The sequence below is a fragment of the Algimonas ampicilliniresistens genome (genome assembly GCF_030159955.1).
Lineage (GTDB): Bacteria > Pseudomonadota > Alphaproteobacteria > Caulobacterales > Maricaulaceae > Litorimonas > Litorimonas ampicilliniresistens.
Genome location: NZ_BSNK01000002.1, coordinates 554,073 through 569,467, shown reverse-complemented (window position 1 = coordinate 569,467; position 15,395 = coordinate 554,073). Strand labels below are relative to the sequence as shown.

At 52.2% G+C, this 15,395-nt stretch carries 13 protein-coding genes; 4 read left to right on the top strand and 9 right to left on the bottom strand.

What is annotated here, in order from left to right:
* Positions 1 to 107: 107 nt before the first annotated feature.
* Positions 108 to 1,352, bottom strand: a complete 1,245-nt coding sequence (locus QQL54_RS10635) for an ATP-binding protein (protein ID WP_284390463.1) — start codon at positions 1,350 to 1,352, stop codon at positions 108 to 110.
* Positions 1,349 to 2,479 (bottom strand): GNAT family N-acetyltransferase, encoded by a 1,131-nt coding sequence (locus tag QQL54_RS10630; protein WP_284390459.1) that lies wholly within the window; start codon positions 2,477 to 2,479, stop codon positions 1,349 to 1,351. The genes QQL54_RS10635 and QQL54_RS10630 overlap by 4 nt, the downstream gene beginning before the upstream one ends.
* Positions 2,480 to 2,618: 139 nt before the next feature.
* Between QQL54_RS10630 and QQL54_RS10625 the strand changes: the two genes are divergently transcribed.
* Together QQL54_RS10625 and QQL54_RS10620 are read left to right on the top strand one after the other, a co-directional pair.
* Positions 2,619 to 3,341 (top strand): DUF8692 domain-containing protein, encoded by a 723-nt coding sequence (locus tag QQL54_RS10625; protein ID WP_284390457.1) that lies wholly within the window; start codon positions 2,619 to 2,621, stop codon positions 3,339 to 3,341.
* Entirely contained in the window at positions 3,338 to 4,780 is a 1,443-nt protein-coding gene (locus QQL54_RS10620; RefSeq protein ID WP_284390455.1) for a lipopolysaccharide biosynthesis protein, read from the top strand. The genes QQL54_RS10625 and QQL54_RS10620 overlap by 4 nt, the downstream gene beginning before the upstream one ends.
* A 545-nt stretch (positions 4,781 to 5,325) precedes the next feature.
* Here the strand turns inward: QQL54_RS10620 and QQL54_RS10615 are convergent.
* The 4 genes from QQL54_RS10615 to QQL54_RS10600 all read right to left on the bottom strand — a co-directional run bounded on the left by QQL54_RS10615 (position 5,326) and on the right by QQL54_RS10600 (position 10,655).
* Positions 5,326 to 6,030 (bottom strand): IS6 family transposase, encoded by a 705-nt coding sequence (locus tag QQL54_RS10615; RefSeq protein ID WP_284390452.1) that lies wholly within the window; start codon positions 6,028 to 6,030, stop codon positions 5,326 to 5,328.
* 121 nt (positions 6,031 to 6,151) lie between these two features.
* Positions 6,152 to 7,495, bottom strand: a complete 1,344-nt coding sequence (locus tag QQL54_RS10610) for a DUF1302 family protein (RefSeq protein ID WP_284390450.1) — start codon at positions 7,493 to 7,495, stop codon at positions 6,152 to 6,154.
* 15 nt (positions 7,496 to 7,510) lie between these two features.
* Entirely contained in the window at positions 7,511 to 8,311 is an 801-nt protein-coding gene (locus tag QQL54_RS10605) for an outer membrane lipoprotein-sorting protein (RefSeq protein WP_284390448.1), read from the bottom strand.
* The gene (locus QQL54_RS10600) at positions 8,286 to 10,655 is read right to left on the bottom strand and encodes an efflux RND transporter permease subunit (RefSeq protein WP_284390446.1); all 2,370 of its coding nucleotides are present in this window, start codon (positions 10,653 to 10,655) and stop codon (positions 8,286 to 8,288) included. The genes QQL54_RS10605 and QQL54_RS10600 overlap by 26 nt, the downstream gene beginning before the upstream one ends.
* Before the next feature lie 173 nt (positions 10,656 to 10,828).
* Between QQL54_RS10600 and QQL54_RS10595 the strand changes: the two genes are divergently transcribed.
* The gene (locus QQL54_RS10595; protein ID WP_284390445.1) at positions 10,829 to 11,149 is read left to right on the top strand and encodes a MarR family winged helix-turn-helix transcriptional regulator; all 321 of its coding nucleotides are present in this window, start codon (positions 10,829 to 10,831) and stop codon (positions 11,147 to 11,149) included.
* A gap of 211 nt (positions 11,150 to 11,360) precedes the next feature.
* Here QQL54_RS10595 and QQL54_RS10590 read toward each other — a convergent pair whose 3' ends face one another.
* On the bottom strand, positions 11,361 to 12,608 hold the full coding sequence (locus QQL54_RS10590; protein ID WP_284390443.1) for a serine hydrolase domain-containing protein: 1,248 nt from the start codon (positions 12,606 to 12,608) through the stop codon (positions 11,361 to 11,363).
* 134 nt (positions 12,609 to 12,742) lie between these two features.
* Positions 12,743 to 13,159, bottom strand: a complete 417-nt coding sequence (locus tag QQL54_RS10585; protein ID WP_284390441.1) for a hypothetical protein — start codon at positions 13,157 to 13,159, stop codon at positions 12,743 to 12,745.
* Positions 13,160 to 13,299: 140 nt separating this feature from the next.
* On the opposite strand from QQL54_RS10585, the gene QQL54_RS10580 reads away from it, so the two are divergent.
* Positions 13,300 to 13,917: a TetR/AcrR family transcriptional regulator gene (locus tag QQL54_RS10580; protein WP_284390439.1), complete on the top strand. Its 618-nt coding sequence runs from the start codon at positions 13,300 to 13,302 to the stop codon at positions 13,915 to 13,917.
* A 517-nt stretch (positions 13,918 to 14,434) separates the two neighbouring features.
* Here QQL54_RS10580 and QQL54_RS10575 read toward each other — a convergent pair.
* Entirely contained in the window at positions 14,435 to 15,337 is a 903-nt protein-coding gene (locus QQL54_RS10575) for a LysR family transcriptional regulator (RefSeq protein WP_284390437.1), read from the bottom strand.
* Positions 15,338 to 15,395 lie beyond the last annotated feature (58 nt).

Below are 15,395 nucleotides of genomic sequence, written 5' to 3'. Positions count from 1 at the left end.
GGCCAGCACTATTCCAACCGAGATAGCCACACCGTGCGAGAGAGGACGAGGCTAGCCACACGACCATGGCTGATATCATTCGCGGCGCATATCTTTGTTAGGTTTGCTTACTCATAGCTAACAACGCCCTCCACGGGCATAAATCCTGATTGCTGACGATGGCGGTCAACCCAGGGGCGAATGAAACGGTTCGCATAGACACCGATTGCCGGGAGCGGGTCGGTTGGGTCGAAGATAGCGTGATGACACCGCAATGCATCCCACCCTGCCCTGACTAAACGACGCGTTAAACCGCGGGATCCTATCGCTCCATTCTTTCGCAGCGTAGCGATGAGACCCAACTCCCCCTTCGTCCATACATATTCGACGCCGGTTGGAAAACTCCATGGATCGTTACGACCTGCGACGGGGCGTCCGTGCGCCAGTTCCAGCCCCCACAGGCTGTGGAGCAGTCCTGCTGCTTCAGCCAACCTCGCAAGGCTAACGCGCGGATTGAGCTCCATGAAAGTGACGCGCCCGCTGTCAGGATCCACAATATATTGCAGGCATCCCGTGTAGCTATAATTGAGTTGGGCGACGAAGCGCTCTACATTCTCCTTGATGGTCGGGTTTGGCGAGACGGTCACGCCATATGTCGTATATCCCGTTCCATCATCCTCATGGGTCCGTCCCGCCTTGATCTCAAGGGCGCCTAGCAAACGACCGCGATCGGCAGAATAAATGACGCTATGTCGGGGGCCACTCACATAGGCCTGCATCAACAACTCAGGATGGCGCTTTGGCCAATAGGGGAATTGTCTGTGATAGTCCTCGCGATCACGGAGGATCAGAGCCTTTCTGTCGAACACATACGCATCAACTTTTGACGGCTTCAGGATGAATGGAAACCCGATCCTGTCGATCTGAGCATCGATGTCGGACAGGGACTTGACTGCACTGTAGGGGGCGACGGGTCCGTCGATTTCCTGGCACAGATCGAACATCGCTGTTTTGTCGAACGACAGGGCAATCGTCTGGCGATCTGGCAAGATCAGCGTTGCCCGGGATTCAAAAAAATCACGATGTCGAGTCACGAAACGGATTGAGGCTTCGTTGACCGGTTGAATTGTGTCGATTTGGGGATTTGCATTGAGCCAATCACGAATGACAGGCCAGGGTGCGTCCGTACCGGGTTCAAGGGGGTCATGCCAGAATGACCCTGTGAGATAGCGGGACCATTCCATATAGTTGCTGTAGACAGAGACGCCCGCAAAGACGGAATGCCCCGCCCGCGATATCGCCTTCATGACTGGAAAGGCCATGCGCGCATCGCCCAATAGCAGGATGTTATGATGCGGGCTGTTGGTCATCATATCTCCGTATTCAACGCCTGATAGAAACCCCGCATGCGCGACGGAAAATCGATTTCCGCAGCGAGGATCATGTTTGTGCGTCGTCGCCCACGCGACATAATTTGTGCGATTTTTTTAGGCGCATGGGCCTCGGCCATACTCCAAGTGCTTCTCACGGCTTGGCGAACGTCCAGCCGTTTTTGCGCTGCATGGATGGTGCCTTTCCATAAACGATCATGATGGTTGGTGACATATTTTTTGTAGTCGTCGCCACCAACGCCGCTGTCGTAGACGGACATGCCATGACTTGGCATCTCGCGAAGAATTCTCTCGGTCAGAAGGTGGCCGGGGGAATATCTTCCGAAGGCAGGGTTATAGGCCACAATCCACCCGTGTAATGTCTGACGATCTTCGAGATTGAGCTCTCCGGCTATGAGCACTCCATCCGCCCAGAGCGTGGATAGTCGGAGCTTCAAATTACTATGTTCCCTATGCCTTAAAATACTGATCAGTGACTGCACCCAGCTGGGTGCAAGAACGTCATGACGCCCCGTGGCCTCATACTGGGAGCGCTTCAGAGCAATGAGCTGTTCAAAAGATGTGTCTCGGTCATCCTGAAAGTAAAATTCAACCGATGCATCTCGTAGGAGCTTCCGGTTTAACCGACGCAGGCGTTTAAAGTGAGATGGGTAGGCCCTGATTTGCTGTTCGAAGAATGTATCAGCGCATGAGCCAATTTGCGTCACATTGGCTTTGACGTCGGTTAGTTTACCTTGGTTGTCGGGCGCCGGGGGCACATTGAGGCCGGATGTCAAGTAATGATGAATGCCAGCCTCTTGTAAAACCTTTTGAAAGTCTATCGTGACATCTTCGCGCAGAATAGGTCCATTGCGATCTGAAAAAGCCGCGCCGACTCCGCGACCGGACTTGAAGCGTGACACATGTAAGGGCCAAAACCCCGCGAGGCCGGACTGGTCCTGCAGCACAATCAACTTCACGTCAGGTCGTGAGGATGAGACAGCGCACGCAAAGTCAGGGTTAAAAAATGGGGTCGAATAGTCAGATTGCCCATCCCGAAGGTCATGCATGGCTTTCATGAGATCGACTGGGACCTCCTCGTTCCGCAGCGATATGATGTCGGTCCGCATAGCCCGTCATCATAGCAATGGACCCTCAAGATTCTCTTAAACCAAGGTTTTTCGGCTTTCTTACCTATTAAGACTTCTGAGCTAAGTCATTGCTGACCGGACTAGGGAGGCCCTTCTTATTTCAGACCCTTCATTGCAGATGACCCGAAAGGGTAACTTGTCTCTGTTTGATGAGATTTTCGCACTTGTGAAAACTGGCGCTTTACGTCTTCGCTCATGGACGCTTCGTTTGGCGCTGTTCACGTGTGTGCTCATCTTACCGGCTTCAATATTGCTCATTGTGATCGGGCAGCCCTGGGTCGCGCCCAAATGGATGTTTTTCGACAGTTTGACGGCGGCGGAATTTTCAGATGATTGTTGCCATATTTATTATGGCTTCGTCTCAAACCTCGGAATTTTCCTTTGGATCGGAACGGCGGCGATCGCACTTTTTAGCGCTGTACTCTTTGCAATGATTCCCCAATTGCGCCGATATTTCGGCTTTGCGCTTTCTGCGGGGATACTGTCGGGATGGCTAGGTCTAGATGACGCATTTCTGCTGCATGAAGTTGCGTTTCCAGAACTGGGCGTGCCGCAAATTGCGGTCTTGGGGTCTTATCTCATCCTCGCGTTGATCTACGGCTTAGTCTCTTGGCGCACTCTTTTGTCGAGCGAGTTCTGGCTTCTGGGCCTCGCCGCATTCGGTGTTGGGACAAGCTTGGCCGTTGATGTCATTCTGCACAGCATCGACGACACAGTCATTATTATTGAGGATAGCGCCAAATTCATGGGACTCTTCTCGTGGTTTGCGTTTCATGCGCTCACCTACCTTTTGATTCTGACCTCCTCCTGGACCACCCCGCGAACACCCAAAAGTTCGTGACTGTTTTACGTCATCTGGGGGGATATGCACCCGTCAAACTGACAGCAGCACTGACATCCTTTGGCGGCATCTTCGTCTTTACGCGCTTACTCTCGCCAAGCGAGTATGGGCGTTATGCTCTGATGTTTTCGGTCATGGCCCTGCTGCACCTTCTTACTCTGACATGGGTCGAGGCTGCGGCCTTTCGCTTCGGTGGAAAAATCAGGACTGAAGAGGACCGCCGCAACCATTTCCGAACGGCCATGACACTACTTGGCCTGTCCAGCCTGATGGCTCTAGTCCTAGCTGCGGCGCTTACGGTGATCGTCTGGGACCAACCGCAATACCGGGCCTTCCTGCCCTGGATCGCAGTCTTAATGCCAGCCAATACCCTGGTGAAGATCGCTATGGAGGCGCACCGCGCCGAACAACGAGTTAGGCGCTACGCATTTTCGGCGATCATCAAACTCCTTATGGGGTTTTTCGCCGGCATACTCCTAGCTTGGCTGAGCGGATTGGGCGCGGTGGCACCGATCGCCGGTCTGGTGTGCGGGGCAGTCGTGGGGCTTGCTCTTGAGGGTCGGTCCGTCATTACGAAAGGCCGCAAAGGCCGAACGGATAGGGAGACATTGCGTTGCTGGATGATCTTTGGAATTCCGGCTTCCTTCGCTTTTGGACTAGACCTCATCCTGTCTTCCGCCGACCGCTTCCTGATTGCCGTCTATCTGGATGAAGCGTCCGTTGGGGCCTATGCTGCGGGGTATGGCGTGGCTGACAAGACCGTCATGCTCGTCATGGGATGGGCCGCTCTGGCGATGACGCCACTTCTAATGAGGGCTTACGAGTCAGGTGATAATTCCGAGTTGCGACGTCGCTTGAGAGACTTCGCAAAAGTGCTTCTTGTCGTGGGATTGCCCGTGGCTACCGGAATTGCATTGGTTTCGGGACCCCTCTCTGAAGCGATGATTGGCGAACCGCTTCGCGATGCCGCCCGACAGATCATACCATGGATCGCGTTCAGCGGCCTTCTGAACGGGTTTGCAGCAATCTATTTTGCCGAAAGCTTCCAACTTACTCGCCGAACCTCGCTGCGGGCAGGATTGATGCTGTTTCCGATCGTCGTCAATATCGGGCTCAACATACTGCTTATTCCAACCTTCGGCCTAATGGGGGCTGTCTGGGCAACAGCCCTCTCATATGCGATCGCCTGTCTGCTGCTTGGAAGTGTCGCCCGATCAATCTTGCCCATGCCTGTTCCGATAAAGGACGTCATGCAGACTGTTTTGGCTTGTACGGCGATGCTCCCAATACTTTATGTCGATCTCGGTATGGGTGCCTGGGTGGATCTATTTTTCATGAGTGCCCTCGGAGCCATGATGTATAGCCTGGCTCAGGTGCTGATGAATTTCGAACTCGCACGACAATGGCTGAGTAAGAGGCCAAGTTCTGACAATTTCTAAGAATTATAGGGAAACGGACTTTCGGGCGATGAGCTAGGCTATCTCGGTGGGATGCAACCCGCTTGATGCTTGGAAACCTGTCGTGAGATTTTCCAGCTTGCTGTCATGATGCACGTCTACTGTCTGCCTGTTGGAAGAATTCAAATGGTCCACTAATAGACCATGTCCAATTCCTTCGCGGCAGGCGGGCCTTAGTACAGCGGCTTAAACTCGCCTCATTGCGGCCACTGAGGCAGTTTCCGCCCAAAATAAGCCGCTCGCTTATTTCCGAGTAAAGTTATGCAGGCGGAACGGCTCCGTATTTTCCTGCGATGACTAAGATGCCAATGATTTGCGTAATTATACTGATGCTGACATTAATGCCCACAATGATGAGCGCCAAGAGGGCCGCTCTCCATGTTTTCGAAAACCCTGTTACGTTACAAAAACCTCCGCGATAACCCGCTTGAAAGTCGATAGTAAAAGTAATGAGGGCTAGAAAAACCCCGTATAGGGCACTGTCAGCTTAAACGTCTCAATATTTAGACTAGACGAGTAGCGACAGCTTACGCCGCGATCAACTGCCGCCACTCGCCGAGTGATGCATCACGTATTGCTTTGAAACCAGATCTGCTTTCGAGATTTCTCTGATGGTTGAAGTGGTTGTATATTGAGGCGTGGGTTGAAACGAAATTCTGGAGCGTCGAAGTGTGCCTGAAGCGAGTCATGGCGCGCTCTCTGCGTCGGAACGGCCGATGGGAATTCTCAGCTCGATTATTGGCATACTGCGTGGTGTTCTGTCGGTTCTGATTGCCGATATCGCGCATAGCAGCGCTGTAGGATCGTAGCTGGTCGGTGACGACGGCACGAGGTGGGCCGTACCGTTTCATCGCTTTCCTCAGGAACCTTAAGGCGGCCAGTTTATCGCGTTTTTTGGTCACAAAACACTCTAGCACTTCGCCTTCATGATCCACGGCCCGCCATGGATAATGCTGAACCCCGTTGATCTTCACGAACACCTCGTCGAGGTGCCATTGCCATTGGGTGTGCTGGCGCAGATAAGATGAGCGTCGCGATCGGATGATCTTTGCGAAGACTGGGCCAAACCGGTCAACCCAGAGGCGGATGCTCTCGTGGCAGACGTCGAGGCCGCGTTCATGCAGTGGGTCTTTCACATTCCGGAGCGAGAGCGGGAAACGCACATACATCATCACGGCCAACTGGATCACTTCACGGGATGTTTTGAAATAGCGGAACGGGTTCTGGGTCATGGAGCGCTCCCAGCACATTACCTCAACAGAACTTTCCCCTGACAATGCCGGCCTAGGCTTATTTGTTAGAAATCTGACAATCGCCGTTTAAGCTGACGTTGCCCGTCATGTTACTATCACATCAAAAATTATAGGATAGGACAGCGCTGATACGGTCGGAGCTAGAGAACTGGCCGAACGTGGCGTCGAGCGTGCCGTAGAAGAGATCGACTCCTAGGCCGATCGACGTCGTGTCTGACAGTTCGTAGGAAGCATCAATCTGTACCAAGCCATCCCCTCGATTGAGGCCTTGAAGGATCAAGGCTTCAACCTCCACTGTGTCGTTTCGAAACTGACGTCTGTACAATCCGCTGAGTGTGGCCTCGGTTCGATCGCGCACAAGACCTGCAGGGGCCTCACCGATATGTCTGACAAAAAGCTGGGCGCTGAGAAACGTGTCTGCGTTCATTTGGTAGTCAAGACCGACAACGCCACTGATCTCGTCGGTATTGACCACGCCGCCCAAGTCCAGACGATTTTCGAGAAGAGAGAACACGTCGCTCTGCCAACCCAACTCAGCCCTCAAGGTCGCCTTGCCAAAAGTGTTGGACGCGGATCCACCGAATAGCCAGCTACGCTCGTAGGTTGGTGTTACGTCGATCCGGTCAGCCTCCTCCGTCTGCCGGAAGACCTGACCATCGCCATAGGCGTAAAGCGCGTTTAACGACCAATCCCATCCGGATGTGAAGCCTGTCAGGCGCACCCCGAAGTCGTCGTCTCGAACGAAACGGTCCGGTCGGTTGGCTTCACCTAAAAACACCTCCCCGTTGAATGTATCCGGAACCTGCGGAACGAAAAGGGGCGACATGACGGCAAAGGTGCCGAGGCGCGGAACTTCGTCATATGTGTGATCAAACATCCAGAGAAATTGTAGGGTTACATCGCCGACAGGGCGTTCCGCATTGACCATCCAAGTCGGGATGCGAAGATCCTCAAAATCACCGAGAATGAACTCCCGAAACGAAAGAGGGTTGATCCGGTCGAGAACATGAAGGCCGTCTGCTTGTCCCCAAACGACCTGTTGTTTTCCAGCGCGGATAAACCAGTTTCCTTTGACAATATCCGCGTAGGCTTCACGCAACTCTAGGTCCGTGTCGTCGCCTAGAAAAAGCCGACGGTTCATTGCACCTCGAAACGCACTTTGGCCTTCCTGCTCGCCAGGCTCCAATGTATCGGCAATATCCAGCCGCACGCGGCCGATAACCGTCCAGGCAATTTCACCAATCAGCCCCGAAGCCTCGGGTTCGACCAATAGTTCGCCAAGCTGGAGGTCCGCAGAGTCCAGTTCGACGGCCATTCTGACTATCGCCGTTCCGCGCAGGTCAACGGATTGGGAAAAGGCCTCGCCGGATACGCAAAGCACCGTGGCGAAGCTAGTCAGCCCTGCCAGCAGCAATGACTGGCGGGCGCGAGAAACAGAGGCCATCGCCGCGCCGCGGGATCAAAGGCCCCGGCGTAGCCGGGCCTGACTGAAGATTCTATCCGAGACATCTGTCTCATAATCCGAGTCGTCGAAGGTAAAGACGGAGCTATGGCCGGTCTTGTGGTTTTCTGCTCGAAGTTTCGTGGCGGTCAGGTAGCCGTCGATAGTATCGTAGCCCTCCAAGGTAATCGTGCGCGCAAGATTACCGTTCCGGTCGTAATATTCCGTTTTCCGGGTCATCCAGATTTCGGGATCGATCCGCCACACGACGTACGACACACCCAGCTCTCTGGCAGTGTCATCATTGGCGGGTATGCCTTTGACGATATAGACTTCCGAGCCGTCCAACATCCCTGTACCGACACTTTCGAAAACATAGTCTGTGTCTTGGACCTTCTGTTCCTTCTTGATTTCTTCGTAAGTGAAATCGGTACCAAGGAAATAATCACCACGGTCCGATGCCGATATGCGCCGAACCTTGCGTAAGGCCGGAAGATATAACCATTGATCGTCATCGGCCTTTGGGTCGGCGTAATCAAAGGTTAGAAAGCCTGTACCGCGTACGCGTGTTGGTTCCGTATAGAAGATGACAGTCCGCTTTTCGTCCCCGAAGTATCGGCGAAAGGCCACCATCTCCTCGGTCCGGGTCTTCCCTGAGCGGTTTGTTAGCTCAACCTTGAACTTGCGGGTTAGCTGCTGTCCGTCATCACGAGTGTTCACCGCTGCAATAATGGCTTCGGCATCCATCTCAGGCAGTTCGGCAGCATAGGCTGGAGAAGAAATGAAGAGAACGCTAAGCAGAGTGAGGATCGGTCGCATAAGAAGTCTCCGTAATAGGGCACGCCTGTAAGGCGCGGGGTTTGAGCCAAACTGCCAAGGTCGGCAAAAGAGTGATCGAAATAAGGAAAGCGACCGTCACGGCGACGGCAACAAGACTCCCAAACTTTACTAGTGGGGGGACGCTGGACGTGGCTAGTACGCCAAACCCGCCCGCCACGGCGATGAAATTGAAAAACAGTGCCCGACCCGTCTCAGGGTAGAAGGCCTGCAAGGTGTCTACCGTGAGCCCGAACATCCGACCAATCTCGCGCAGCCTATCCATAGTGTGTACAGCGAAGTCGACCGACAGGCCGATAGCAATGGCGGCGAACATGGACGTGCCCACGCCCAGAGGAATGCCCATGAAACCCATTATTGCGTAGACGAGCAGGACTGCGAAAAACACGGGAAGTGCGGCCAGACTGCCAACAACAGCCGAGCGGAAGATCAGCATCGCAACAAGTGTCACGGCAGCCAGTGACAATAGGACCGAGGCGAGGTTCGACCGCTCGATCCCATCGATCCAGTAGTAGTTGACACTTACCCGACCCGTCGCCGTACCGTATGCTGCATCGCTGTCGAATTTGTCCTGAAGGTAGGCTTCCAATGCAGGCACGATGACTTTGTTGTTGGTATGTCGCCCGTTGTCGACAGAAGCGCGAACTAGGGCGCGTTGGTAGTCATAATCGACCTCTTCCTCGAAGTCCGTCGGATCGGCGCTAGCCCCATAAAGGAAGAACAACTGCGCGATGAGGTCGGGGTCGTCAGGGATGGTGTAGAAGGCTGGGTCGCCCTCGTTCACGGCCCGATGGAGCTGCTTGACATAATCCACAACGGAACTCGTGCCGTTCACGCCTGGCAGCGTCTCCATATAGGACTGCAAAGCCTCTATGCGTCTTAGAAGCTCCGGTTGGTATAGCGCTTCGGCCTCTGCACCCTCGACCAGTACGTCCAATGCGTAAATGCCATCCATTTCCGCATTGATTGCCTTGTCAGCAACATAAACGGGCTCGGATCGCTGAAAATTATTGATCCTGTCCTCATCCACGACAAGCTGCGACGCGCCGATGACGCTGACAACGAAAACGAAAAGTGTTGTGCCGACCACAACGCACGGCGCGGATAGGATGCGGCGACCCACGCCTTGCATAATACGCTGGAACGTGTCGGCTTTTCTACTGGACCGAAATATGGCTGGAACGCGTTGGCTCGGCCAGACTGAAAGCAAAGCTGGCAAGAGCGTCATGGAGTATATCCACGCCAAGAATACTCCGATTGCACCGAACAAACCAAAGGCGCTGACGGGGGGCATGACCGAACTTACGGACAAGGCGAGGAAGCCGGCGATGGTGGTGCCAGACGTTAGCGTGATGGGTCGCCACATGCGCCGCATCGCCTCTGCTACGGCGTCGCGTTGCGGCATGTAGGGTGCGGTCCGGCGAACTGCGTAGAATGCGGATAACACGTGAATGGAGTCGGCAACGGCGATGCCGATCAGGTTCACGAGAAGGCCGTTTGTGATAACGAAAAAAGAAGTGCCGGAGAGGCCCATTAAGCCAAAACTTCCTAGCACGGTCGCCAGCACGATCAGGTTCGACACAATGGCAGCACGCATGCTTCGAAACGCAAGTATCAGGATCAATGTAATGATAGTGGCGGCAAGCGGATTCAGGCGAGACGCATCAGCATCGATGTAGGTCGAAAGATACCCGGCGACCGCACCTTCACCAGCCACGTGCAATTCAACGCCGTTAGGCAAGGCTGTCGCTTCGACCAAGGCCATAACGGCGTCGTAGGTTTCCTGCGCGCGGTCCTCATCGAGGATTTCGGCAACGATGAGTGAAGCAGATCCATTCTCCGCGACTAATGAACCGGAATATAGCGGGAAATCTGCAATAGCATTCCGTATTTCCTCCCCTCGAGCCATGGTGCCCACAGGAGAACGAAAGCCTTGCGTGTTAGCTTCCAGAAAGCCTTCCACGATCAGTCCATCATTGGTTCCGACAATATTATTCTCCGTTGCGAGACTGACCACTAGATCCGGATCAACATACGGAAGAGCGCCTACCTCATCCGTCAGCTTCCGAATGATTTTCAATGAGATCGGGTCGAAGACGCCGTTTGCATCGCGGTTGATCAGCGCAATCACGATCGGGTCGGTTATCCCGAACGCTTCCTCGACCTTGGCTTTGTAGACGAGTGCGGGACTGTCGGGGTCGATAAAGGCGTCTGCGGTCGTGTCTTTAGTGAGCCTCGGAAGGCCAATAACTGTCGCGCCTATGACGATAAAGGCCAGCCCGATCACCGGCCATCGCAAATGGATCAGTTTGTGGAAGAAGGACATGAAGAACCTTTAGTGCATATACACGTAGTGTAGATACACATTGAGGTTTTCTGTCAAGCATGTATATACACATGGTGACGGTAGAAGATTCCGCTATAAATGTTTCATCCCGCTGCTTGGGCTTTAAAACTTTGAGTGCTGCCCGGTCGATCGCGCGTCGTTATGACGACGCTATGCGACCATTCGGTCTGACGGGAGCGCAGTTCACTTTGTTGAACGCCGTGGCCGTCGCCAAGGGAGCGAGTGTGTCCAAACTCGCCGAGAGTCTTTCAATGGAACGTACGACTCTTTCACGAAACCTAAAACTATTGGGACAGCGGGGCTTTGTCGCGCGGTCCGAAGGTCGGTCTCAATACGAACTGACTTCCGAAGGGCGGAAGGCTTTGAAGTCTGCATTCCCAGCATGGAGTTCTGTTCAAGATAGCATCGAGGCATCTCTTGAAATCAATTTGGAAACTGTCGATCAAGTGTTGAAAGGTTTACGTTCAGCATAGACTTGGCTCATCGATCAGAATTTCTCTAACTGTCCGTTCTCGTATGAAATGAGATAAGTTTGAGCGTGAGCTAATCGAGGGTTAGCTCACCTTTGGTATTGTTACTTAGGCGACGGCTTTGTGATATTGCCCCGGGGGATTTTCTTCGCGGTACAACCGTCAATGCTCGATAGTTTTCTGTTGAACCCTTGCCAAAATAGGGGGCTAGCGCTTATCCTAAATCATCCTTGCGAATTACGTCATGTGCAATAGCCTGAACCAATTCGAAAAGCTCACCGACACCTTCCATTTGACGGTTAACGGTAATGGCGATCGACAAGTTGTGTTCAGGGTACATAATCAAAAATGCAGTGCCGCCCATGGCCACGCCACCATGATGTGAAATCATCACTTTACGGTCTTCGCTAAATGTCTCGCTCGATAAATGGCTACGCCAACCAAATGCATAGCTCTGCTCATTGACCTCACCACTCTCAAGTTTTTGCGGTTTGAAGAACAACATGTCGCGAGTTGCTGGATGAACGTAATCGTTGGATAAAATCGCCTGCGTCATTAGCACAAGGTCGGTTGGCGTGGAAACAAAACCGCCACCTGCTGTCTTGTTGGAATTGTCGACGGGAAATGCCTTCTTATACTGCCCATCTTTTATGGCGTATGGGACAGCAAAGTCCTGAGATGATAAACCTTCCCGAACTGTATTCTTCATGCCTAGCGGCATGGTCAATTTAGTTTCAACGAGGTGGTCGAAAGATTGACCGCTTGCGCCCTCCATGGCGGCAGAGGCTAAAACGAAGCCATATGAACTATAGGAAAATTCTGTTCCTGGCTCAAACAGAAGGGGTGATTTTGAGAAAACCCCCACGCTACTTTCCACAGTCTTATGATGTTTTTTGTTACTGTACTCATCAAAGGGGAAACAAAGGCAGGGGCCATAGTGGCGAATACCTGCCGTATGGCTCATTAATTGCCGCGTTGTGATATCGAAATCTTTCTGCGGATAGTAAGGCACAAGATCTTTGATTGGCGCGTCTATGTCTAATACACCTTCATCATATAGCTTAGCTGCCGTGGTCGCACTCACAGCCTTCGACACGCTGCCAATTCGAAATTTTGTATCAAGCATAGCTGGTACTTTATTGTCGATGTCACGATACCCCGCGGCTCGGGCCCAAACGAGCTCACCATCTTTACCAAGGGCTATAGAAACAGCTGGGAAGTTATTAGCGGTGATGGCTTGATCTAGCTTTTCATTGGCCATGGCAATGATAGCGGTATAATCCTCAGGGATAACGGTTTGTTCACCCGTACTCCGATCTAGATTTGATAGAGTTTGCCAGCCGCTATTCCAGACAAAAACTGGTTCAAATAACTTGAAGACGAAATACGCTAGACTGACCATTGCTGATAATATGGTGAGGAGGATTTTTATTCCTCGCCCATGATTGGTGGTATTTTTCATTAAATTTTCCATTTTTAGCGTTAAGGTTTTTAAAAAGAAGTTTCGTCGGCGCCATAATCAAAAGCACGGCCACTAATCTCGTTCAGCATTAGATTGAATGGTGAAGTCAGGCGGCCATGAATAGTTAGTCCATATTAGGTTGTTCCATGGGCTGCTTCTGGGCGCCCATGCCGCAAGCTAAACAGAAGAATCGTTATGACGACGATAACAATCAATACGGCCACATTTATGCCACCAACAGCCATTTGCGTGCCATCCGTATGTAACATCGAGCCACCATAACTCCTTGCCAAAACAAAGGCAGAGAGGAATGAAACATTTATGATGAGGGAAAGCACTATTGCGATCTTTGGCGCCTTACTCGTTGCGACTAGATATAGGGCAAATACGGAAATCGCGCCATTGGTGATAAGTTGCCACGCTTCATGGAGCCGCGCATGGGGCGGCCATCCGGGATTTAGAAGGTGGGTCGGATTAATTTCTAGCATTGGAATTAGGAGACCAAACACCAAGGACGAGAGCAGCACAGATATGACGGGAAGCTTTCTCATGGCGTGGCGATCTTACAGTTATTGACGCTGTCAATATCCGGTAACAAATTGACACTGTCAATAGGTCATGTCGATGTTCCACTTTTGCTCTCCCTACAGGCTAGCGTTGACACTGAGGCTCACAGCACGAGTATGATTTCATGACGAAGAACAAACAGTTTCATCATGGCGACCTAAAAACTGCCTTACTCAGGGCTGCGCGTGATCTTCTTGATGAAGGCGGTGAAACTGGCGTCGGAGTTCGCGCCGTGGCTCGCAAAGTCGGCGTGTCTCATGCTGCGCCTGTCAATCACTTCAAAGATCGACGCACTCTTCTCACAGCTTTAACTGCTGAACTGATCGATGATGTTCGCGCGGATATCGATTTGCGTTTGAAGGTTGCACCCAAAGACCCTTTTGTCAGGATTGAAGCGATTGCAACCGCCTTCATTGACTATGGTGTCCGTCACCCAAATCGCTACGCACTACTTTGGCGTTATGATGTGGTCGATCATGAAAGCGAAATGATGCGGTCCAGATCCGATGTAATTTATGAGCTCATCTGCAACGAAATCGACATCTTAGCCTCTGGACGAAACATTGACCGAGACACAATCGCCATTGGGCTGTGGTCAATGGTGCATGGCTATATTGATTTGAAAACCGTTGGTATGTTTGAAGACCGGAACGACAGCGTTACAGGCGATGAACGCCCGAAAGCTCTGATAAAAATGTTTCGCACAGTGTTGGACAATTACGGTTTAAACCTCTCCAAATAAGCTGTTCACCAAATGGCCCGAAGTCGGGTAGGTGTGGGAACGTTTAGGCTTTGCTGCTTGGTGCCTTTCAGGCGTAGGCGGCGGCTACAGCAGTGGTGCGAGCTGCCGAGGCAATCCTGTTCGCGACCTCTGAATTTGCGACAGCGCGTGAAAGTGTCAACCCACCATCAGCGTGCTCAATACCGCCCAAGCTCTAACTTAGCGGGTGGAGCACCTCACGGGGTCAGGCCAGCGCTTACGATCTTAGGCAATAAAAACGCTAGATTTAGGACTCGGCTAACATCCACCTTATCAAGACTATACTCAGCCGCAATCTGTAGCTGGGATGAATAACGACCGTCCTTTAATCGCCTTAAGTAAGACACTGAGCTAAGGTCCGGTTTGGGGGCTTAGCGGACGTTAATGAGTGTCTTAAAACGCCCAAAGAAGGACACTCAAGAAAAGTGTATTAGTCTCCACAACGGGTTTCAGGAGAGCTATTTTAGACGCTAATTAAAAATGGATTATGTGTTGAAAGCTAACCGTTTTTCAATAATGCTTTCAACTCTACAGATAGATGATCATAAACCAGACGGATGCGGCGGCTGGTATGGAGTTCGCGGTGGGTGACGAGCCAGATCGGGATAGGTATGGACGGAAAGTCCGGTAATAGTTTCTCCATACCCTTGACCTGTCCCAGCTCATTTTTAAACATCATGATTATGCCGAGCCCCTGTTCTGCGAGGGCGATAACCACCGTACCACTGGCTGAATAAATTTTGAAATTATCCCGGATCACATTTATGCCCATTTGTTTGTAATGGGGGATGAGCATGGTCGCGGTTTCAAATCCAATAAAGTCGTGGGTGCTGAGGTCCGCTGGCGAATCCGGTCTGCCCATCCGGTCGAGATATTCTGTCGATGCATAAAAATTGGCGCTGGTTTCCCCGATCAGCTTGGCGATCAAATCCGGCTGTTCCGGACGCCCGTGCCGGATCGCAATATCCGCCTCCCGCTTTTTCAGATCGTGCACATCATTGGATGTCACCAACTCGATTTCAATTTCCGGCGCTATTCCGCGCAACCGTTTCAGGATAGGTGGTAAATTAAAGGTTGCCATATTGTTGGTGCTGGTGATCTTTACATGGCCTTTGATGGTTTGTGACTGTCCGGACGCGGTCAGAGATATATCGGTGGCGGCGCTGAACATAGTACGGACATGATCGACCAGTTCCAACCCGGCAGCGGTAAGCTCTGACGAACGGTGGCCCCGTTCAAACAAGGTTACGCCTAGGCTTGCTTCCAAGGCCGAGATCTGCCGGCTCAATGTGGGCTGGGTCACGCCCAATACTCGTGCTCCTCCCGATAGAGAGCCTTCTTCCACGGTGGCGAGAAATCCGCGCACGTGATTCCAGTCAAAAAGTACAGAATTCCAGTTCATGGATTTTCGTATAGCTGATCTCAGTTTTTAGGCAATTCACTTATTGTTTTCGTATGGC